Here is a 20447-nt window from a genome sequence, read left to right as displayed (position 1 = left end):
GGGTGCAGCAGCCCACCCGCCAGGAACAGGCGCAGGCGATTCTTGAGCGGCGTGCGCGCCGGGTCGCCTCCCAAGCGCTCGGTCGGCGGGCGGTGACCGCAGCGGACTTCGAGGAAGCATTTACCCTTGAAATGATGGATCTCCAGGCCGAGATACCCGACGAGGCCGCCCTACTTGCGCTCGGTCGAAACATCGTCGGCCCACGAGACGGAATCTACGTCCTCGACGACGGTGAAACTTTTCGTGTCTACTTGCAGGAGCGTGGCGAGACGTATGAGGGGTCGGGCCGTGTCGACTTCGAGACCGCGCGCAACAAGGTCATTTCATTGCTCATCCAGCTCGACGGCCTCCCCTTCACACCCCCCGGGATCTAGCCCCCAACCGGACAGTTAGCGTGCGGCGAGGACTTCGTTGAGGATGTCGGGTCGGTCGGTGACGATCCCATCGACGCCGACATCGAGCAACCGGTGCATGTCCGCGGCCTCATCCACCGTCCAGCAGTGGATCTGCGCGCCCGAATAGTGGACGGCATCGACAAACTTGGCGTCGATAGCGATCCCCCGGTAGTCGAACGGCACCTGGTACGCGTCGGCGTACGACCCGACAGACCTGCCGATCCGGGACGCTGCGTACATCTTCATCGCGGCCACTGGGCCCGCGGACGTTGCAACCGCACCAAGTGTGACTCTGCGGAACTTGCGGATGCGACGGCTCGAAAAAGAACCAATCATCACCGTCTCGGTGCGTTTACAGCGGCGGATGACGTCGGCGACCGGCCACTCCATATCGGGGCCTTTGAGGTCGATGTTGAAACGCTGCTCTGGAAACCGTTCGAAGATTTCCTCTACGGAGGATATTTTGGCGACACCTCCGCGCTGTGGATAGTCCGAATCTGGATCGAACCACCAGCCGGCGTCAAGATGTTTGAGATCCTCAAACAGCCAGTCGCTGACCTTCCCCCGACCGTTGGTTGTGCGGTCAAGCGTTTCGTCATGAAACACGACAACGACCCCGTCGCGGGTGATGCGAACGTCGGTCTCGAGATACAGATAACCAAGCTCGACCGCCCCCTCGAACGCCGCCGCCGTGTTCTCCGGCCACAGGATGCGAGACCCGCGATGCGCGAAACGGAGCGGATGCTCGCCGTCAAGGTAAGGGACGCTAGAGATCACTACTGTTCGAACAGAGTTGATAGACCGCCTATCACCGATCCTTCTCCCTTGCCTGAGCCACCGCCGCGGGGTGCGATGCGATCGGCCAAACGAGAGAACGGCAGCGACTGCAGCCATACCCGCCCGGTCCCCTGCAAGGTTGCGAGAAACAGCCCTTCGCCGCCGAAGAACTGCGACTTGAGGTTGCCGGCGCGCTCGATGGCGTACTCCACTGTCGGCTCGAACGCCACGAGGCAACCGGTGTCGACCCGCAGTTTCTCGCCCATCAGCCGGCGTTCGATGATCGTCCCGCCAGCGTGAAGAAACGCCAATCCATCACCCGAGATCGACTGGAGGATGAACCCCTCACCACCAAACAGGCCCGTGCCGATCTTCCGGTTGAACACAATGTCGATCTTCGTCCCGAGGGCGGCCGCGAGAAACGCATCCTTCTGGCAGATCAGCTTGCCACCGCTCTGGGCCAAGTCGACCGGGACGATCTTCCCAGGGTAGGGAGCGGCAAACGCCGCATGTTGTTTCCCACCGCCGTTGTTCGTGAAGTGCGTGATAAAGATGGATTCACCGGTCAACGCTCGTTTCCCGGCATCCTTGAGCTTCCCGAAAAACCCCTTCTCGGGCTCTGAGCCATCGCCCATCTTGGTTTCGAAGGTGATCCCCTCCGTCAGGTACATCATCGAGCCTGCCTCGGCGATAACCGTCTCTCCTGGGTCCAGCTCGATCTCAACGAATTGGAGATCGTCGCCATAGATCTTGTAATCAACTTCATGGCTGCGCATACCGCGCTCCTCTGCTTGTCTCGTTACTCATGCAAGCCTACCGCCGCGCAAACGCTGGACCGCAGGCGTTGTAGACATACGTAAAGGGACACCGAACGGTATCCCTTTACGTTGTCGACCTCTTGGCGGGTGGTTACGAAGAAGCCTCGTCGTCAGAAGCATCGTCGCCAGACGCCTCATCGCTAGACGCCTCATCGCTAGACGCCTCATCGTCAGACGCCTCATCGTCATCGCCATCGAAACGGTCCTTGACGCTCTCAACAACGCCGCCGACCTTCTCACCGACGTCCCCAGCAACGTCTTTGGTCTTGTCCCAAGCACTCTCAGCGACATCGCCGACCTTCTCACCGACGTCTTTGGTCTTGTCCCAGGCACCCTCGGCGACATCCCCTGCCTTATCGGCCATATCGCCGGCCTTGTCCTTCGCTGAACCGAAGAAATCCTTAATCTTGTCGAGAAATCCCACAGTCTGCTCCTTTGTTGTGCAGCCAATGTACACGCCCTACCGCCGCCTGTCTGATCGGTCCGATCAGCGGTGCGGAATTGCCAACGTCGTTGCCTCGCGCTCTCGAAGCCCGACGCGAATCTCAAGCCTCTCCAACTGTTGCTGAATAAGCTTTGCGGCACCGCCAAGAGGATGGGTGTCCAGCCATTTCTTGATTTCGGCGGCGATCTCCGGCTCGGACCTGTTCTGGATGAGGTCGAACATGCGCCGCACGTTTTGCTTTGGCATCGTGGCGAGAACCTCATCCCAGCGCTCGGTGATCCGCTGCCAGGTCGCGGCGCCGGTCTGACGCTGCCCAAGCATCAGTGCGAGCACCCAGAAGGAGTCCTGTCGACGCACGGATCCGTCAAGCACCATCTCGAACAGTTTCTGTGCCGCTGAGTCCTCAGGGACCGCAGCCGCGGCCCGCAAATACCTGTTGGCGACCTGGGCGTTCGGAGCATCGCGATACGCGTCGACAAAACCCTCGAAGTCTTCGACCGACCCGTCGGATGCAACGACATGCAGCGCCGCAGCTGCAACGTCCCCATCAACGGAAGTGGGGTCAAGAATCGCCGCATCGAGGAACGCGAGCGCATGCGCCCGCACACCTGGATCTTGCCCCAGTGCACCGAGCGAACTCAAGACGATGCCACGGAGCTGTCGTATAAGGTCGGGTTCGCCATCAACAGCCTCCCATCCGAGTTCATCCCCGACATCCCCCATCAGGTCTCTGACGAATTTCTGCAGCTCGGGACGACGATCTGAAGACACGACATTGTCGAGTTCTGAGATACCTTTGACAATGACTGACCAGATCGCCGGCTCACGCTCACCGCCGAGCGATGACACAAGGTCGAGAAAGGCGCCACCGTCGACGTCGCCGCTGAGCACACTCGACCATGTGTCCGAGATAATCGAGAACCGTTCTTCAGCATCCAGCGAATGTAGACGCCCACTGATCTCGCCAAGCAACTCGTCGTCGTATCCAATGGAGAAGAACCCGCTACCGCCGGCGTTGAGCAATGGATTGGCCCCGAGGTCGAGCTTGATATCGCCCTGGACAATGACTCTCCCTGACCCGTTGTCGGAGCTGTAGAGGAGCGGCACCATCCACGTGTCGTCACCATTGTCGAGAAAGCGATAGTGCTCCTGAGAGACCGCAATCTTCCCGTCGGTTGTCCTCGCTGCAGACAACCGCGGATACCCTCCCTGATAAATCCATGACTCCATGATCTCAGCAACCGGCTCGCCCGAGGCTTCACCAAGTGCATGCCACAAGTCGGACGTGACCGTGTTGGCGTGTGAGTGTTTCTTCAGGTACAAAGAGATGCCTTTGCGGAACACACCTTCACCGAGGTATTGCTCAAGCATGCGGAGAACCGCGCCGCCCTTCTCATACGTCAACGTGTCAAACATTGCGGCTGCCTCGTCGGGTGCGCCGACTGCGAGCTCTATTGGGCGCGTGGCGTGCAAGGCGTCGATCTCGAGCGCGTTTTGCCGATCTGCACCAAACGCGAGCCACTGATTCCAATCGGGCCGAAACGCATCAACACCTTTGTTTTCCATAAACGTCGCAAACGCCTCGTTGAGCCAGATCCCCTCCCACCAGCCCATCGTGACGAGGTCGCCAAACCACATGTGCGCAAGCTCGTGGGCAATGACCAGGGCAACGCGGTTGAGCTCAGCCTGCGTTGCGGTGTCGGTATCAACTAGCAGCGCGGTCTCGCGGTAGGTGACTGCGCCGAGGTTCTCCATTGCACCCCAGGCAAAGTCGGGGATTGCAAGCATGTCCATCTTCTGCCCTGGATATGGCACGCCGTAATAGTCCGCAAAGTACCGCAGACAGAACGCCCCGACCTCGAGCGCGAATGCCGTGAGGTCACCCTTCCCTGGAGCGTGGATAACACGCAGCGGCACACCGTCGACATCGATAGTCTCGGACGCTTCGAGTTCGCCGACGACGAAGGCCACAATGTAGGTCGACATCTTCATGGTCGTCGCAAAGCGGACCTCAACTTTGCCGTTGTCCAGGGTGGTCCTGCCTATCTCGGGACCGTTGGCAATCGCCATGTGCCCCGCCTCGACGATAAGCGTCACGCCAAACGTGGCCTTGAGGTCAGGTTGATCCCAGCATGGAAAGGCACGCCGGGCGTCGGTCGCTTGCAACTGTGAGGTTGCAATTGTCTTCTCGTTGCCTTCCGGGTCGATGTAGCGCGACAGGTAAAAGCCGTGGAGCTGGTCGTTGAGTATCCCCGTGAACGTTACGCTGAGCTGGTAGGTGCCGGACTCGATCGTCTCACCGAGTGCGAGTGTTGCTCGTTGCAGATCCTCGTCATAGGAGATCGCTGCAGCAACTTCGTGACCATTCCCAGTGACGTTTGCTTGGACGATGTCGAGCTCGATTGTGTTCAGAACAATCGCGTCGGTGGTTTCGTTAAGTTCGAAAGCGACGACCTCGCTGCCCGAGAACGTCCCCCCGGCGATGTCCGGCTCCAGCACGATCTGGTAGTGCAGCGGCACGATCTCGTGCCCAAATCGGTGGTCCGAATCAATCCCCATCTACATCTCCCAACAAGCGACAACGGCGAGCATGGTACCGGCAGGTGCCCTGTTTCGCATCGGCGTTTGGCGCCGATGTAGCCGAGGAACAGTACTGTCAGCCCATGTGCAGAAGTATCAAGAAACTCAGGTCAATCGAGCCCGCAGCAACGCCTGAAGATGTCGAAGCCGCAGCGCTCCAGTTCGTTCGCAAAATCAGCGGCTTCCGACAACCGTCCAAGGTGAATCTCAGGGCATTCGACTTCGCAGTTTCAGGCATCGCCCGGGTCTCCCAAACATTGCTCGACGACCTCATCGTGCGCGGCCAGGCACGGAGCTGATACATAAGGCGACGGGCGACCACCTTGATCGCAACCGGCTATCAGAGATGTTATGCACCAAAGCTTGCTCGAGCCTAACCGCGCCCCTTCCTCGGCCCGAAAATCCTCACCAAAAGCCATTGACAGGCGGAGCGCAGACCGGTATTGTAAAACCGACCGGTCAGTCGGTCTGTTTTCTGATCGAGGTGCAATGATGACACAAACGCTAACCAAGTCGGAGGCCACGTCGGCCAGGATCATCGCCGCCGCGAGGAGCCTGTTCGTTGTAAGCAGCTACGCCGACGTCACAACAGACATGATCGCCCAAGCGGCGGAGGTGACCAAGGGTGGGCTCTATCACCACTTCCCCAGCAAGGAACAGTTGTACCTCTCAATGATGCTCGATGACCTTGACCGCAAGCGACAACTCTTCGAGCTGGCAACCACTGCGCCCGGTACCTGTCGGAACCGCCTTGCGAGACTCACGAAGGATTTTCTCGAACTCCCCCACGAAGAGCGCGAATTGACCCGTCTCGTGCGCCGTGACATCAATACATTTTCCGGCAATGAACGAGACCTTCTCGTCCGTGCGTATCAGCGAGCCTTGCCCGAACAAGTAGAGACAATTATCCGCAAGGGAATCGACGCCGGGGAACTAGCCCCGGGGGATGCTCGAATCCTCTCCTGGTCGTTTGTTGCCCTGGTCGAGGTTGTGATCGGCGACTACGCCGACCACGTCTACGGAAGCGTCCAAGCACGCCTCGATCACGTTGTCGATCTCTTCTTCGAAGGAGCATCAGCCAAACCCGTCGGAGGACGAGCATGACACTGACGGCCACACGAATCTTCGACGAATGGCGCAACAAGACTCTCGACGATGCACTGCTCGAATGCCGCGACATGGTCGAATCCCCAGAGTTCGAAACAGCACGCCGATGGCGCGACGCCGGTGGCAAAATAGTGGGGCACTTTCAGGTGTACTTTCCGGAGGAGATCGTGCACGCCGCCGGGATGCTCCCGTTCAAGGTGCGCGGTGCCCCGGCCGAGCCGAACCGGGCCGACTCGCATTTCGGATCCTATCTCTGCTCGATTCTCAAGACCTCTCTCGAACTCGCGCTGAGCGATGTCGTATCGATGGACCTGTTCGTCTCGCATCCGATCTGTGATGCGGCTCGCAACCTGGCGGCGATTTGGGGTCGCAATGTCGATTACCCGAGCCAGATCCTGTACCTTCCGCAGAATCCGAATTCGACCGGCAGCATCGACTACCTGCGCCACGAATATGACCGGATGCGCCGTGTCGTGGAAGAGGTCGCCGGCAAGGAGATCACCGATGACGATCTTCGCAATTCAATAGCGGTGTTTAACGAGAATCGCCGACTTCTGCGCGAGCTGTACGACATCAAGCGGGATACGCCATGGCTGATCGCTGCCGAAGACGCTTACGCGCTGGTGGCACTCGCGGGGATGGTCCCTCGCGAGGAGCACAACGAACTCCTGACGACTCTGCTACCGATTATCCGCAAGCGGCGCACCAAACCCGAGGACCGTATTCGTGTCGTGTTCGAAGGTGGATTCTGCGAGCAACCGCCATTCGATCTCATCAGAATGCTCGGGCGCACCGTCTACGTGGTGGATGACGACTTCTTCATCGGTATGCGCTGGATCACTGAGGATGTCTCGCTCAATGGTGACCCGTTGAGGAATCTCGCCGTCGGGTACATCGAACACTCCTCTTACAGCCCTGTGCAACACGATCTACGAAAGCCGAAAGAGAAAATGCTCGCCGAAAGGATCCGGGCAGCCAACGCAGATGCCGTCATCCTCGCTGCCGCCAAGATGTGTGAACCAGGACTCGAGGAACAGGTTACGTACACCCATGCGCTTGATGATGAGCGGATCGCATACTTTCTCAGCGAATTCGAGGAGAACATGAGTTCCTTCGAGCAACTCGAAATGCAAGTAGCAACGTTCGTCGAACACATGCTCTTCGAATGAGCCCGACCATCACACGGAGATTGACATGACAACACTCGGATCCACAGACGAACTGGTGGGGCGCGGAAACCGTGAGGGTGCTGCAATGTTCCGCGACTGGTTCACGGAACTCGACAACACGGCAAAGAACGGTGGGCAGGCCGCGTATGTGTTCGTAATGGGAAGCCTCAACGAGATCTTGAAGACGTTCGACCTGCCCGTCGTGTTTCCCGAGATCAACTCGCTCCAGACCGCGGTCCGTCACGTCGCACACGAGTACCTGGAGGAGGCCGAGAACTACGGTTACTCACCAGACATCTGCGGCTACGTCAAGGCTGATATCGGCACCCAGCTCCGTGGCGGAGAGCATCCGATGGCCCAGATTCCGCAACCGAGCCTCGCCGTGCTTACGAATGCTTGCAACACGTATATCAAGTGGGCGGAGATCTGGGAGCGCATGTACGGCATACCGGTCTTCACGATCGACGTTCCCGGCACACGTCAGGCAGGCGGCCAAACCTGGCGAGGAAACGCCGATTTCGAGGCCGACCGTACGTATGTCGAAGTGCAGTTGCGCGAACTCATCACGCTGTGTGAGGAAGTGACTGGTAAGAAGTTCGACATCGACAAGTTCCGCGAAGTGCTCGGGTACGCCAACACGATGAGCCGCTCTTGGAAACGGATCCTCGAGCTCAACACTTCAAAGCCGTCTTTGTTTAGCGCCCTCACCGACGGAACGATTTTTCTCGGCGTTGCCAACGGGTTCCGTGGCACCGAGGAGGGCGCCCGCTACTTCGAGCGGCTAGTAGAGGAAATGGAGTACAAGGCGGCGAACGGGATCGGCCAGGCGATAGATGAGAAGTATCGCCTGCTCTTCGTCGGTGTTCCCTGCTACCCGATCTTTCGTCGATTCAACGAGCTCTTTACCGATTGGGGCGGCACATTCGTCAACTCGACGTACCTCTGGTTCGCGTCTGGTGGTACCAACCGGGGGTTCGAGTATGACCTCGGTGATCCGCTGGCGAGCCTCGCTGAAGGTGTCCTCATCAGTGTTCGCGACGCAATGGACGCGATGTTTCACCAGAACGTGGCCATCGCTGACATGGCCGAGACCTTCGATGTTGACGGCATCATTTACCATCCGATCAAAAGCTGCCGAACTGTTTCAACCGGCCTCGCTGATGGTCGCAAGCACATGATGAAGGAGCTTGGCATCCCGAGTCTGTTCATTGAGTCGGACATGATGGACCGGCGAGTCGTCTCCGAGGCTCAGATGAAAAACAGGATCGATGCCTTCTTCGAGGGACTGGAATCCCGTAGGCAACACGAGACGGCCGGCTGAAAGGAATAGGTGATTGCAGTGGCATACGCAGCGGGAGTCGACGTTGGATCGACCCAAACCAAGGCCGTCATCGTCGATGAAGACGGAACCATCGTCGGCCGCTCCCTCATCGACACAGGCGCCAACGTCATCAAAGCCGCCGAGGACTCGTTCCTGACGGCGCTCGAAGAGCACGGTATCGACGAGGAAGAAGTCGAGTACGTCGTCGGCACGGGCTACGGCCGGTATCGAGTGACATTCGGCAATACCCAGGTCACCGAGATCAGTTGTCACGGGCGGGGCGCAGTGCACCTGTTCCCCAACACGAGAACCGTCGTCGACATGGGCGGACAGGACACCAAGGCGATCTCGGTGAATGCCGCGGGCGAGATCATCGACTTCTGCATGAACGACAAGTGCGCCGCCGGCACCGGCCGGTTCCTCGGTGCCGCAGCAGCAGCACTCGACATCCCGATAGACGAACTCGGCCCGGTCTCTCTCAAAAGTACGAAGCCGATCAAAATCAGCACAACCTGCACGGTCTTCGCGGAGTCAGAGATACTCGCCTGGATCGGTAAGGGAAAGAAAATCGAAGACATCCTGTGGGGCGTCCACAAGTCGATCGCATCCCGATCGGCGGGACTCATGCGTCGAGTCGGCGTCAACGATGAGATCACATTCACGGGAGGTGTTTCGCTCAACTTGGGCATGATCAAGGCACTTGAGGAACGCCTTGAGAAGTCGATGAACGTCAGCGACGATTGCCACTACATGGGAGCTCTCGGTGCGGCGCTTTTTGCCCTCGATCACGTCCTCACCGGCCGAACACCGATCACCACCGAAGCGGGGTTGGCGCTATGACTATCACCGCAGGATTGGATATCGGATCCACCTACGCCAAGGCTCTTCTTCAGGACGAAGACGGAAAGATCCTCAGCCGGATAATGCTTCCGACCGGGTTCAGGCTTCGGGAAATCGCCCGGAAGATCTACGACCGGGTTCTTGAGGAAGCCGGGCTGAGCGAAGACGACATCTCGTATGTGATCGCAACCGGACCTGGCAGACACCAGGTCGACTTCAAGGACCTCCAAGTCACGGACCTCACCGCAAGCGCCCGCGGAGCATGTTTCCTGTTCCCTGAAACCCGCACGATTCTCGACATCGGTGGTCAGACAATGAAGGCGAGTCGTGTTGATCAGACAGCAAAGGTCATCTCCTTCCGGCTCAACGACAAGTGCGCCGCAGGCACCGGTGCCTTTCTCGAAAAGACCGCCCGCTACATGGGATACGATATCCGAGAGATCAACGCCCTTATGGTCACGTCGAAACAACCGGTCCCGATATCGGGTGTATGCGCGGTGTTCGCCGAGTCTGAGGTGATCAACCACCTCTCGCTCGGGACGCCGCCGGCTGACATCATGCAGGGAGCAATCGAGTCGCTGACAGGTCGCTCGGTTCAGCTTATGAAGCGGGTGCGGGCCGAGTCCGAATTTACACTCATCGGGGGGATCCTACGCTTCGAGACCATGGGCAATGCAGTCAGCGCCTTGCTCAAGGCGGACGTCAACGTCCCTGCAAGCGACATGGTTCAGTTCGTGCCGGCCCTCGGTTGCGCAATCCTCGCCCGACGCCGTTTAGAAAAACTCGCAGCCACAGGCACGAGAACCGGAAGCAACGTAGCAGCGGCCGCGGGAGCAGGGATGTGAGCAAGGACGCGGGTTCGGAAGTGTTGTATTGCTCAGCCGGCGTGCAAATCCTCCGGGATCCCGTTCTCGCCGCACAGGGTTGGCAGCGGCGCACAGTCACAGACCCGGCGCGTGTCGGCGAGCTAGAGGAGCTCTACGCGAGTCTTGACTTCGAGACAACCACGGCCGCACTCGACCCGTCGAGCTTTGGTGACGCATGCACGAGCTGCGCTGTCACGGCATGCGCGACCTACGTCGCGCTGTACACGCGCAAGCGGGAGACGAGCTGACGCCGAGACTTGCCGGGCTCGGCCTTGCCATCTAGGCGTTCCTCCACACGGGCGGGCGCTTCTCGATGAATGCCTCGATGCCTTCTACTCCGTCGTGTGTCGACAGCAGTTCTTCGAGATAGACCTGCTCTGCCGCATCGAGGCGCTGCTCGAACTCAACGACACGGCTCGCCCGCAACGCTTTCGTGGCCAGACGCAACGAAGAGGCTGAACGCAGAGCAAAGTGTTGCTGCACGAACGTTTCGATTACGGCGTCCAATTCACCGGTCTTTGCAATCACGTTGACGATGCCGAGACGTCTTGCCTCTTTAGGGGTGAGGTTACGACCGGTGAGGATCACGTCTTCCGCCGCTCTGCCGGTAAGCAACGCGGTTGCTGCGGGTGGCAAGACACCGAGCTGTATCTCGGGGCATGCAAGAGTCGCGCTTCTCTCGGCGATCACGATCCCGCACGCAAGAGCGAGCTCCAGACCACCACCCAAGCAAGCGCCCTGGACTCCAGCGATCGTGGGGTAGGGGAATCCGACGAGTGCGCGGACAACTCCGCCGAGCGCAGCCAGCATCTGGGGAGCTTTGTCAGGGAGATGCTCTTCGACGCTTGCACCGAAAGAAAAATTCTTGCCGGCGCCACGGAGAACGAGAGCCTTGGCGTCCACCGCCTCGCCGGCAGCCGCGATCGCTGGGACGAGCTGTCCGCACAGGGCAATGTCGATCACGTTTCCTGGGGGCTTGTCGAACGTAATCGTGTGGATCGCACCGTCGCCAGACACATCGTGACGTACCCAGACGTCGCTCATGAGTCGGATTTGTACTGGGGTGAAACGGATTCGATGAGGTCGTCGCCCCACATCTCACCTGCGGCGAGCCGGCGGCGCAGGTCGATGAAGTCGACTTCTCTCCCGACCTCCCGTGAACCCCGGTGGAACGCCTGAAACCCTGCCTTGGCCTCAGTCATCATGTTGAGCGACAGCCATGCCCGGTTAGATTCCTTGTTCTTGTCCCAATGCTCGAGCTTCTTCTTGCGCACCGATTCAGTCGTTTTGAGGGTACAGTCCGGCATTGTGTAGAGGATCTTGGTCAGAATTGCATCGACACCTGCATCGAGCATCGAGAAGTCGATGGTTCCAGCCTTCAACAGCAACTTTGCGGCAGCGAGGTCTTCGCTCTCCTTCGACTTGCCATGGACGATCTTGCCCCACTTGTCCAGGTATCGGTCGGTGATAACGAGGGGGTTCGGGATGAACTCCCCATCGATCTTGAGCACTGGAAAGATATCGTTGACGAGACCGAGCCGCAACGCCTCGTGTGCGCTCCACGGTTCGCAGAGGACGCAGCTAGCCATGGCCTCTCCCCACCCCACGTATAGGTCGAGGAAGTCCGTCGAACCGCCATCGGGCGCCGACCCGTGTTTCGGCCCTGCCTGGCCAAAACGGGCAAGGTCCGACGCCAGGGTGAAGTCGCACGCCATGCCGATCTCTTGCCCTCCGCCGATACGCATGCCGTTGACACGGTTAATGACTGGTTTGTCGCACATGAGGATCGCTGACACCATGTCGTTGAACAGGCGCATGTACTGCCGATACTCGCCCGGTCGGCCTGCGTAATACTCGGAGTACTCCTCCGTGTTACCCCCGGTGCAGAACGCACGGTCCCCAACTCCGGTGAAGACGACTGCTACAGCGGCGCGATCCACCGACGCCCGCCGAAACGCCAAGATGACCTCTTTTACGGACTCTGTCGTGTACGAGTTGAGCTGCTGAGGGTTGTTCAGCGTGATCCACACTACGTGCAATCCGTCGACGGCTGCGCCGCCGGTGTCGAACACCGGCCGGTTCTCATAGAGAATTTCGTTGAACTCAATATCTGGAGCAAGATCGTGGTCTACGAACTTCATGGTGCTTCACCTTTCATCGGTTAGGGATGGTCGAGGGACAGGATTGGTCGGAAGACAAGTGCTTTCATGGGATAAGGATCGTTCTGCGGTGGTCGCTGCGCTCATGTGATTGGGCGATGACCGCGGATATCTCACGCATCGGAACTTTGCGGGTGAAAGGCAGCAGCTGCACCCTCCCTGACGTGACCAGTTCGATCGCCTCGGGGTATTTCTCGGTCGGACAGCCCCAGCTGCCGAACGCGGTAGCGTCGAATGCCATTAGGTTCGACAATCTGATTGTGATCTTCTCCATGGTGAACCCGACGACCGCCAACGTCGCTGCAGGTCCGAGCAAACCGTATGCGGTCTCCTGCCCGGTCGGGGTTCCCGAACACTCGAAGATCTTCCACCCCACTCGCGGTTGCCCACACGCCCTTGCTTCGTCCCGAACCCGGTCACGGATCTCCCGAGATGAGAGGCCCCGTGCGTTGACCGTGCCCGCGGCGCCGTGCCGCAGAAGCAGGTCGAGGCGGACGTCATCAATGTCGACTGCGATCACCGTCGCTCCGCTCGCCGCTGCTATCTGTACCGCATACGCACCGACACCGCCGGCGCCGACCACGACGACGAAGTCTCCCGCGGAAACCTCGGCTCGTCGGACAGCTTGTAGAGGTGTCGTCACAGCGTCGGCGACGACTGAAAGATCCGCAAGGTCATAACCCGCCGGAAGGTTCTCGACCACCGACAGCCCCGTTGCCGGTACCGTGACGTGGGTGGCAAAGCCGCCGTCGAGGTCGTTGCCCGGCATCTTCTGGCGGGTGCACACGTTTCCTCTGGCTGAGTTGCAAAGGTCGCAGTCGCCGCACGGGATGACCGCAGGGACAAGCACATCTCTCCCCTGCCACTCCTCGGCGCCCCTGCCTGCTTCCACAACCCGACCACTGATCTCGTGGCCGAGTACGAGCGGGAGTTGCGCACGCGTCTTTACCGTGCCGTCGATGAATCCGAGGTCGGTATGGCACAGCCCACACCCGGCGACCTCGATGAGAACCTCATCCGCCTCAGGTGGTCTGCCAGCTTGCTCGGTCCGCTCGAGCGGCCGGCCCGGTGCAACGAGGCGCCATGAGTATCTGTCGGTGCGTTGTTCCATCAGTGCTCCCACAATCAATATCTGTCCGGCAGCGCAGGACGCCTCTTTCGAGATCGTTCTGGTCGCGCCTCGAACGGATCATCACCACACCCAATGCGCTTTTCCCGGCCCTTTGCTCGCTAAAATTCCCTGTTCTGGATCGGTATGGATGATACTTGTTTCCTCCCTCGAGGCGATACCGTCAAGCATGCCCGATGCGGGGCATACCCGGTGTTCACGCCAGTGTCGCCAGTCGGCCGGTTACTCGGCCGTGGAGTGAGCATCAAGCCATGGGATCAGATCGCCGACACCGTCGACGACCACACTGGGTCGCTGTTCGGGAGGGGCCTCGTCGACATCGCTTGCATCGGCGGTACCGGTGAGCACGAGGACGGTGCGCATCCCTGCGTTGCGGCCCATGGCGATATCGGTTGAGAGCTGATCCCCGACGACTAGCCCTCGCTCAGGGGCGATTCCCAGGATGCGCATCGCCATCCGCCCCGACCACGGCGACGGCTTGCCTGTGACGACGGGTTCGTGGCCCGTGGCGTACGCCACCGCTTTCACCATCGGACCCGTCGCCGGGACGAATCCGCCCGCGACGGGCAGTCTCGGATCGTAGTTGGTGGCAAAGAACTTGGCTCCGTTCCAGATGGCCCTGCAGACGACATTGAGGCGATTCTGGTCGAAATTCGGGTCTTTCCCCATCACCACGACCGTTGCCCGATCAACATCGTCGGCGTCAACGAGATCGAGGTTCTTCGCACCGAGCGCTTCGAACAGGCCGACGTCACCGACGGCCAGAATCGGGCTGGCAGGATGGAGTTCGGCCATCACCTCCGCGGCGACAAGCGCCGAGGTGATGATCTCTCCCGGTGCCGCATCGATACCCATGTCGGCGAGCCGTTCCACCCAGAATCCAATCGGATTCGAGTTGTCGTTCGTGAAGAAGGCGAACTGAATGGCCCGGCGGCGCAGTTCGGCGAGGGTGTCGAGGGAGCCGGGAAGAACCTGGCGCCCCCGGGCGACCGTACCGTCAATATCGAAGATGACGCCCTCGATGGGATGATTCACGCCTCGGATGTTCAACCGTGACTCCCTCGGATGTTCATCCGAAGTACTCGTCCCAGTGGTCCTTCACATGTTGGGCCATGTCGTCATCGAGGTAGATCTTCGGCGGCAGCTCGTCCTCGTCCCACTCATAGGGTGTCGTGCAGTCGAGGATGACACGTGACGTCATGAATCGATTCGAACGGGGAAGGGACGGATCGAGTGGGGTTGAACGCCCCCGGTGAAGGATCTGAGTGCCGAACTCCGGCTGATACTTGAAGCTTAAAGCGTACATCACCTGATCCATGTTCTCAACGTCGATATCGTCGTCGACAAGGATCACCGTTTTCAGACCATAGTTCCCTGTGGTCGACGCGAACGCCGCCAGACCGACCTGGGTCGAGTGGCCGTGGTACATCTGGTTCACCGAGATGATGACCAGCATCCGCCCGGCTGCGGCCGGGGGCCCGTACACGGCCTTGATCCCGGGGATCTGCATACGCCGCAGGTCGTTCCACAGCGACGCGGTGCGGTTGACGCTCATGATCATGTGGGTGTCGGTGGTGGGCCTGCCGACAGTTGTCGACCAGAGAATCGGCTCGTTGCGATGGGTGATCGCCTTCACTCGAATGAAGTACTGCTCCTGGTCTCCCTTGCCGGAGTAGTAACCGGTGTACTCGCCGAACGGTCCCTCCGGACGGGTCTCGCCGGGCACGATTTCGCCCTCGACCACCCATTCAGCGGTTGCCGGCACCAGCAGGTCGGAGGTCTCGGCTTTCACGACCTCGACTGGTCCACCGCGGAGCGCTCCGGCGATGTCGTACTCGCTCTCGTCGAGACCGAAGAGAGTGCTTCCGCAGAGGAAGAGCGTCGGATCGCTGCCGGACACGTATGCCACCGGCATCGGGATCCCGGCTTCCTGGTAGTCCCGAAAGTCGATCTCGCCGTCCTTGGCTTTGATCATGTAGATGCACAGTTCCCGGCTGTCGCCGACCATGGCGCGATAGGTACCTAGGTTCAGGCGCCCCGTCTTCAGGTTGCGGGTGATGAGATATCCAGCGGTACCGAAGTAGCGTCCCCCATCTCCGGGGTAAAACCACGGAGAGGGAATCTTCAGGATGTCGGCATCGTCACCGAGCAAGATATTCTCCTTGACGGGCCCTGATTCGACCACCTTCGGGGGAACCCGTTTTCCGTGGATGCGATCCACCCATTCCTCGGAGAGGTGCATGAGGCTTGTGTCCTGGGGCATTTCGAGGGCTAGGGCCAGCCGCTCCCTGGCCGTCATTGCGCTGATGAAGACGCGGTGTCCCGGGTAGTCCTTGATGTTCTCGAACAGCAGCGCGGAACCCCCGCCCTGGCGTTCCTCGTTGAGCTTGGCAACGTGGCTCAGCTCAAGGTTCCAGTCCACCTCCCTATCGATCCTATGGAGCTGGCCCTCCTCGTCGAGTCGGTCGATGAATGATCGTAGGTCGCTGAACGGCATGATTTCTCTCCTTCTTCAGATGGTCACACGTCACGAGACACCCCGGGGGAACTTTTCAGATCGACACCCTCCGCACTTGAGACCTCATCAGGATCCGCGATATCGGCGCCAAGTTGTCTCGAGATCTCCTGTCCGGCCCGCACTGCGGCCTTTATGGCGTACTCACCGGGCTGGTTTCCCGAACGTGAGGTAAACCCGACGACAGTGAGAGCGGCAACGACGCCGTCGGCATTCTTGAGCGGCACCGAAACTGCACGCACCCCGACCAGGTATTCCTCCTTGTCATCCACGGCGTACCCGCATTCGCGCACTCGCGCGAGCTCTACCTTGTAGGCGTCGGGGTCGGTGATCGAGGTCGGCGTGAAAGCTTCAAGCCCGTGTGTTGCAATCAAACTGTCGACTCGATCATCGGGGAGCCACGCGAGGAAAACACGACCGAAGGAGCCGGCGGAGAACGGGATCTGCTGGCCGATCGCCGCCGACACGTGCAGGATGCCAACAGGATCAACCTTGTCAACAATCGTGAGCTGATCCTCGTTGAGCGTTCCCAGGAGTACGGACTTGCGAATCTTCTGAACGAGCAACTCCATGTGTGGCCGCGCAATAGCACGTATCTCGGTCTGCACATCGGCAAGATGACCCAGGCGGATCAAGGCAGGCCCCAAGCGGTAGCGGCGGGTCCTCGGATCCCTCGTGAGGAACCGGAAGTCGGTGAGTGTTTGGAGGATCCCGTACGCCGTGCTCTTGTTGAGCGACAGCAGCGACACCAGCTCGGTGAGGCTGTAGTCATCGTGACGCTCGAACGCACGCAGAATCTGGATTGCCCGTTCGACTGCCGAAACCCGCACTACCACATCCGCCTCAATCGAAGACGTGGGCGGGCCAGTGTGGCTGGCGGCCAGGTGGAGAGCATTATTCGGGTCATAGAACCTTGTTCTTGATACGGAACAATATCATACAATAGGTTTGAGTCTCAAATGGCTGTTCTTGCTTTCTCGGATCGGTCGTTTCCCAGAGATAAGCAGGGACTCGCCCGGGGCAGGGGAATCCCCGGGCGAGTCGCGGCTCTCAGTCGAGGAACGTCACGGTCCCGGCAGCGCCGTCGACGCGCAGCCGTTGACCGGTCTTAATCTTCTGTGTGGCAAAGCCGGTTCCGACGACCGCTGGGACGCCGTACTCTCTACACACAATCGAGGCGTGAGACATCATTCCACCGATGTCGGTCACCGCCGCGGCGATTTTCGAGAACACCGGACCCCAGCTCGGATTTGTGATCGGGCAGACGAGAACTTCGCCTTCCTGCACATCGGCGAGCTCATCCGCGCTCATGATCACTCTCGCGAGACCCTCGACCGTGCCGGGAGACGCGGCGAAACCCTTCAAGTCATAGTCGGCGCTCTCATCCTGACCGACACCGAGCCAGTTCTGGATCGAGTCCGTCGTGATTCCCCACAACATGATGGTGAACGGTTCGGTGACGACTTCAGGCGGTTCGCCCAGAGCGGGGATCGGCGTCCACTCGGAGAGCTTCTCGAAGAGCTCCTTGCGTTTCACGATCTTCTTCGGCCAGTATCCCGGGCCTCTCGCCGGCGTTCCGACGGCCCAAGAGGAAATGAGGTCGTATAGCGCAGCCTCGACCTCGAAGCGATGGAGGTAGAACATATCGTCCACCTCCTCGAAGAACCCGGCGTCGACAAAGATCTGGCCGAACTCGCGCATCTTGTTCCAGAACACGGCATGGTGCCAGTGTTCAACGTAGAAGTTGTGGTCCTCTATGAACGGGAAGACCGTTCTTGCGAGGCCCAACTGGTCGTTGAAGTTCTTGAGGTCATCGCCGTCGAGAAGCGCCGCATACTCGGCAGACAGGCGATCGCGCTCCGCGATGATTTCTTTCAGGGGACGTTCAATGCTCTTGCCTGCCTCGATCTTGCGGATGTAGTCGGCAATTCCGCTGAAAGGGAAGGTTTGGTCATTGATCCAGGTCTTGTGATGGTGGTAGAAACCTGAGCCTGTCGAGAAGTAGAACCAGGGGTCCTTCGCCTTCTCAAGCTCCGCTATCCACCGTCGACCTGCTTCTGACTGCTCAAGCGCTTCGATCACCACGGCCGGCTCAGTGTTGTCCTTGAGGGCGTCACCCACCCCGAGATCCACAGCTTTCGCCGCGAGCTTCTTCAATTCCGCGTCTGGTCGGAAGAGGAGGACATCGATGCCGGCCACCATCTGAGCCACAACCTGATCAGGGATGTCAGGAAAGAGTTCTTTGCAGAACCCGAAGTAGGTCAGGTAGGCGGCGTAACCCAGATTCAGAAACTCGAAGTGGAGATGCCAGATCTTGTGCATGTTCTCGATGACACGGTTGTACGCCACGAGCAGGTCGTACGCCGAGGTGAGGCCCCTGCCGGCATGGACGACCTCGATGTCCTCCATCTCAGGAAGAGGTTTGACGTCCACTGCCTTGAGCTCTTCGATCGTCTGGCGAGCCTTGTCCTTCCACTTGTCGTAGAGCTCATCCCAGTGCTCGTAGTAGTAACCGGCGCGCTCCATGAAGTGCGCTACCCGTTCCTCGACAACCTCTTCGTCCATGATCGCATTTGCGCTGATGTAGAGGCGTCCGTTGAGAACTCTCTGGTCGATCCCCAGGGCCGGGGGCACGATGAAGACCCGCGTATTCATCTCCCCCAACGCAACCCACCAACTCTCACAGGTGATGGTGTCAAACGGGTACAACACCTCCGGGTGGTGCATGCCGTCGAAGAACCAGAACTTCGACTCCTCGAACTCCCTGCGTTCCTCACTGAACAGGTAGTAGTACGGGTATAGATCTTCCCATCCCTCACAACCTTCCGGGGTTGGCACCTCGAAGGGATTGGGGAAACGTGTTTCGCTCATCGGTCTCTCCTCGCGTTTGCGTATCTGTCTGTTGTCCGAGTTCCTCACCGCCGTCCCAGGCCACCGGCGCCGTTGCATCGTTGGTCTAACCCAGCACACCTCCGATATTGTCGGTATCCGAATCGCCGTGTCGCAGCCGAACTCCGGCGAGGAGATTCGCCACGATGTGGTCCATGGTCGACCGGTCGCCCCTAGAAACCTGTTTGCGATCGCGATCGCTCCAGACCGTTTCGGGCCGACTCTGAAGGAGCACGATGTTGTCAGGTGGTTCGAGATCGGCGTCGATCGCCCACTCGAGATCCTGGGGACGCCCGTGGTGGGCTTCGACGCGGCGCGCCAGGCGACTGAGAGTGAGAATCTCTTCGTCAGCGAGGCACGGGGCATCCCGGCGTTCCGGTGGCACGACGGTCCGCTCGATCCGTTCCGTGGCAGGATTCGCACGATATTCAATCGCCTTGGATGAAACTGTGCGTTTGGCGATCCTCATCGCGATCGTATCGACGAGGTAGTTATCCGGCGTCACCTCACCTGAGGCCACAGCTTCGCCCAGTCCCCAGCTTGCATCGATTGCGACTTTCGAGCGGTCGCCGTTGATCGGATTGAGCGTGAACATCACACCGGCGGCGCGGGCATTCACCATTTTCTGAATGACCACGCTCATGTGGATCTTCTCGCGGTGGTAGCCCTTCTCGATTCGGTAGGCGATTGCCCGTGCGGTGTACAGGCTCGACCAGCAGCGTCTCACATGCTCAAGAACGCTGTCCGCGCCAACGATCCACAAGAACGTATCCTGCTGGCCCGCGAAACTCGCGTCGGGCAGATCCTCTACGGTGGCGCTCGAACGCACGGCGACTGGCAAATCCAGATCGCGTCCATTCGCATCTGTTCCACCACAGGACACCGAGGCAAGCATGTCGTATCCCTGGCGAATCTCCGCCTCGACATCTGCGGGAATGGCGGAACCCTCGATCAAGGCAGCGATCGAACGGCTGATCTCTTCAAGGCCGGCGACGTCGTCGGGATCCGCCCGATCAAGGAGTTCGGCGATCTCATGATCCAATGCTCCTTCTTCGAGCATCGCCCTATAGGCACGGGTGGTCACCGCGAAACCGGGAGGAACCGGGATCCCCGCCCGGATCATGCTTCCGAGTCCCGTGCTCTTGCCTCCGACCAAGGCGACGCTGTCGTCGAGGCAGTTCTCGAACACAACCAGGTACTCGGTGTCCATCTTCACGGTGCTTTTAGCCCCGCGTAGGGCTGGATGAGCTCGACCTCAGTCGAGCTGCCGCGGGAACGATTTCGGACCGATTCATGGGTTCGCGGCGGGTCTCTCCACAACCATGGCCGTGTCATGATGCGAAATACCCATGTACATGATATGTTCGTGTCATAGAACCTTGTTCTTGATATAGAACCATAACGCGACCATGTTTTCCGTGTCAAACGGCTGTCGGG

General features: G+C 59.6%; 20 protein-coding genes. 8 read left to right on the top strand and 12 right to left on the bottom strand.

From position 1 onward, the window contains the following. Nucleotides 1–2: 2 nt before the first annotated feature. Nucleotides 3–374, top strand: coding sequence for a hypothetical protein (locus tag IIC71_02160; GenBank protein ID MCH7668000.1), 372 nt, complete (start codon nucleotides 3–5; stop codon nucleotides 372–374). 15 nt (nucleotides 375–389) lie between these two features. Here IIC71_02160 and IIC71_02155 read toward each other — a convergent pair whose 3' ends face one another. From IIC71_02155 to IIC71_02140, 4 genes are all read right to left on the bottom strand, one after another. Further along, nucleotides 390–1172, bottom strand: a complete 783-nt coding sequence (locus tag IIC71_02155) for a glycerophosphodiester phosphodiesterase (protein MCH7667999.1) — start codon at nucleotides 1170–1172, stop codon at nucleotides 390–392. Next, nucleotides 1172–1948 (bottom strand): TIGR00266 family protein, encoded by a 777-nt coding sequence (locus IIC71_02150; GenBank protein MCH7667998.1) that lies wholly within the window; start codon nucleotides 1946–1948, stop codon nucleotides 1172–1174. The genes IIC71_02155 and IIC71_02150 overlap by 1 nt, the downstream gene beginning before the upstream one ends. A 133-nt stretch (nucleotides 1949–2081) precedes the next feature. Continuing rightward, nucleotides 2082–2414 carry a hypothetical protein gene (locus IIC71_02145; GenBank protein ID MCH7667997.1) on the bottom strand — a complete coding sequence of 111 codons (333 nt, stop codon included), beginning with the start codon at nucleotides 2412–2414 and terminating at the stop codon, nucleotides 2082–2084. Between the two features lie 63 nt (nucleotides 2415–2477). After that, nucleotides 2478–4994, bottom strand: coding sequence for a M1 family metallopeptidase (locus IIC71_02140; protein ID MCH7667996.1), 2517 nt, complete (start codon nucleotides 4992–4994; stop codon nucleotides 2478–2480). 104 nt (nucleotides 4995–5098) lie between these two features. Between IIC71_02140 and IIC71_02135 the strand changes: the two genes are divergently transcribed. From IIC71_02135 to IIC71_02105, 7 genes are all read left to right on the top strand, one after another. Beyond that, a complete protein-coding gene (locus tag IIC71_02135) occupies nucleotides 5099–5314 on the top strand; it encodes a DUF2277 domain-containing protein (GenBank protein ID MCH7667995.1) in 216 nt (71 codons plus the stop codon). Nucleotides 5315–5507: 193 nt separating this feature from the next. After that, nucleotides 5508–6119, top strand: a complete 612-nt coding sequence (locus tag IIC71_02130) for a TetR/AcrR family transcriptional regulator (protein MCH7667994.1) — start codon at nucleotides 5508–5510, stop codon at nucleotides 6117–6119. Further along, nucleotides 6116–7291, top strand: a complete 1176-nt coding sequence (locus IIC71_02125) for a 2-hydroxyacyl-CoA dehydratase (protein ID MCH7667993.1) — start codon at nucleotides 6116–6118, stop codon at nucleotides 7289–7291. Before IIC71_02130 ends, IIC71_02125 begins: the two co-directional genes overlap by 4 nt. Before the next feature lie 25 nt (nucleotides 7292–7316). Next, nucleotides 7317–8612 (top strand): 2-hydroxyacyl-CoA dehydratase, encoded by a 1296-nt coding sequence (locus IIC71_02120; protein MCH7667992.1) that lies wholly within the window; start codon nucleotides 7317–7319, stop codon nucleotides 8610–8612. A 9-nt stretch (nucleotides 8613–8621) separates the two neighbouring features. After that, nucleotides 8622–9452, top strand: coding sequence for a 2-hydroxyglutaryl-CoA dehydratase (locus IIC71_02115; protein MCH7667991.1), 831 nt, complete (start codon nucleotides 8622–8624; stop codon nucleotides 9450–9452). After that, nucleotides 9449–10297, top strand: a complete 849-nt coding sequence (locus tag IIC71_02110) for a 2-hydroxyglutaryl-CoA dehydratase (protein MCH7667990.1) — start codon at nucleotides 9449–9451, stop codon at nucleotides 10295–10297. Before IIC71_02115 ends, IIC71_02110 begins: the two co-directional genes overlap by 4 nt. Next, nucleotides 10294–10566 (top strand): hypothetical protein, encoded by a 273-nt coding sequence (locus IIC71_02105; GenBank protein MCH7667989.1) that lies wholly within the window; start codon nucleotides 10294–10296, stop codon nucleotides 10564–10566. The genes IIC71_02110 and IIC71_02105 overlap by 4 nt, the downstream gene beginning before the upstream one ends. A 31-nt stretch (nucleotides 10567–10597) precedes the next feature. On the opposite strand, the gene IIC71_02100 is transcribed toward IIC71_02105, so the two are convergent. The 8 genes from IIC71_02100 to IIC71_02065 form a co-directional block, all read right to left on the bottom strand. Then, nucleotides 10598–11362, bottom strand: a complete 765-nt coding sequence (locus IIC71_02100; GenBank protein MCH7667988.1) for an enoyl-CoA hydratase/isomerase family protein — start codon at nucleotides 11360–11362, stop codon at nucleotides 10598–10600. Continuing rightward, complete coding sequence (gene oah / locus IIC71_02095) at nucleotides 11359–12459, bottom strand: 6-oxocyclohex-1-ene-1-carbonyl-CoA hydratase (protein ID MCH7667987.1); 1101 nt, start codon at nucleotides 12457–12459, stop codon at nucleotides 11359–11361. The genes IIC71_02100 and oah overlap by 4 nt, the downstream gene beginning before the upstream one ends. A gap of 64 nt (nucleotides 12460–12523) precedes the next feature. Next, the gene (gene had, locus IIC71_02090) at nucleotides 12524–13588 is read right to left on the bottom strand and encodes a 6-hydroxycyclohex-1-ene-1-carbonyl-CoA dehydrogenase (protein ID MCH7667986.1); all 1065 of its coding nucleotides are present in this window, start codon (nucleotides 13586–13588) and stop codon (nucleotides 12524–12526) included. Between the two features lie 240 nt (nucleotides 13589–13828). Then, nucleotides 13829–14641: an HAD-IIA family hydrolase gene (locus tag IIC71_02085; protein MCH7667985.1), complete on the bottom strand. Its 813-nt coding sequence runs from the start codon at nucleotides 14639–14641 to the stop codon at nucleotides 13829–13831. Between the two features lie 34 nt (nucleotides 14642–14675). Beyond that, nucleotides 14676–16103, bottom strand: a complete 1428-nt coding sequence (locus IIC71_02080; GenBank protein ID MCH7667984.1) for a UbiD family decarboxylase — start codon at nucleotides 16101–16103, stop codon at nucleotides 14676–14678. A gap of 23 nt (nucleotides 16104–16126) precedes the next feature. Continuing rightward, on the bottom strand, nucleotides 16127–16951 hold the full coding sequence (locus IIC71_02075; GenBank protein ID MCH7667983.1) for an IclR family transcriptional regulator: 825 nt from the start codon (nucleotides 16949–16951) through the stop codon (nucleotides 16127–16129). Between the two features lie 220 nt (nucleotides 16952–17171). Next, the gene (locus IIC71_02070; protein ID MCH7667982.1) at nucleotides 17172–18992 is read right to left on the bottom strand and encodes a PEP-utilizing protein mobile subunit; all 1821 of its coding nucleotides are present in this window, start codon (nucleotides 18990–18992) and stop codon (nucleotides 17172–17174) included. A gap of 85 nt (nucleotides 18993–19077) precedes the next feature. Next, a complete protein-coding gene (locus tag IIC71_02065) occupies nucleotides 19078–20220 on the bottom strand; it encodes a hypothetical protein (protein ID MCH7667981.1) in 1143 nt (380 codons plus the stop codon). Nucleotides 20221–20447 lie beyond the last annotated feature (227 nt).

Source organism: Acidobacteriota bacterium (genome assembly GCA_022562055.1).
Classification (GTDB): Bacteria; Actinomycetota; Acidimicrobiia; order Spongiisociales; family UBA5794; genus BMS3BBIN02.
This window is presented reverse-complemented; position numbering and strand designations above follow the sequence as displayed.

What these genes read in the sequence shown, in the direction of transcription:
- IIC71_02150 (MCH7667998.1), bottom strand. Translation starts at nt 1,948, where the DNA reads ATGCGCAGCCATGAAGTTGATTACAAGATCTATGGCGACGATCTCCAA.
- IIC71_02140 (MCH7667996.1), bottom strand. Translation starts at nt 4,994, where the DNA reads ATGGGGATTGATTCGGACCACCGATTTGGGCACGAGATCGTGCCGCTG.
- IIC71_02135 (MCH7667995.1), top strand. Translation starts at nt 5,099, where the DNA reads ATGTGCAGAAGTATCAAGAAACTCAGGTCAATCGAGCCCGCAGCAACG.
- IIC71_02130 (MCH7667994.1), top strand. Translation starts at nt 5,508, where the DNA reads ATGACACAAACGCTAACCAAGTCGGAGGCCACGTCGGCCAGGATCATC.
- IIC71_02125 (MCH7667993.1), top strand. Translation starts at nt 6,116, where the DNA reads ATGACACTGACGGCCACACGAATCTTCGACGAATGGCGCAACAAGACT.
- IIC71_02120 (MCH7667992.1), top strand. Translation starts at nt 7,317, where the DNA reads ATGACAACACTCGGATCCACAGACGAACTGGTGGGGCGCGGAAACCGT.
- IIC71_02110 (MCH7667990.1), top strand. Translation starts at nt 9,449, where the DNA reads ATGACTATCACCGCAGGATTGGATATCGGATCCACCTACGCCAAGGCT.
- IIC71_02100 (MCH7667988.1), bottom strand. Translation starts at nt 11,362, where the DNA reads ATGAGCGACGTCTGGGTACGTCACGATGTGTCTGGCGACGGTGCGATC.
- oah (MCH7667987.1), bottom strand. Translation starts at nt 12,459, where the DNA reads ATGAAGTTCGTAGACCACGATCTTGCTCCAGATATTGAGTTCAACGAA.
- had (MCH7667986.1), bottom strand. Translation starts at nt 13,588, where the DNA reads ATGGAACAACGCACCGACAGATACTCATGGCGCCTCGTTGCACCGGGC.
- IIC71_02080 (MCH7667984.1), bottom strand. Translation starts at nt 16,103, where the DNA reads ATGCCGTTCAGCGACCTACGATCATTCATCGACCGACTCGACGAGGAG.
- IIC71_02070 (MCH7667982.1), bottom strand. Translation starts at nt 18,992, where the DNA reads ATGAGCGAAACACGTTTCCCCAATCCCTTCGAGGTGCCAACCCCGGAA.
- IIC71_02065 (MCH7667981.1), bottom strand. Translation starts at nt 20,220, where the DNA reads ATGGACACCGAGTACCTGGTTGTGTTCGAGAACTGCCTCGACGACAGC.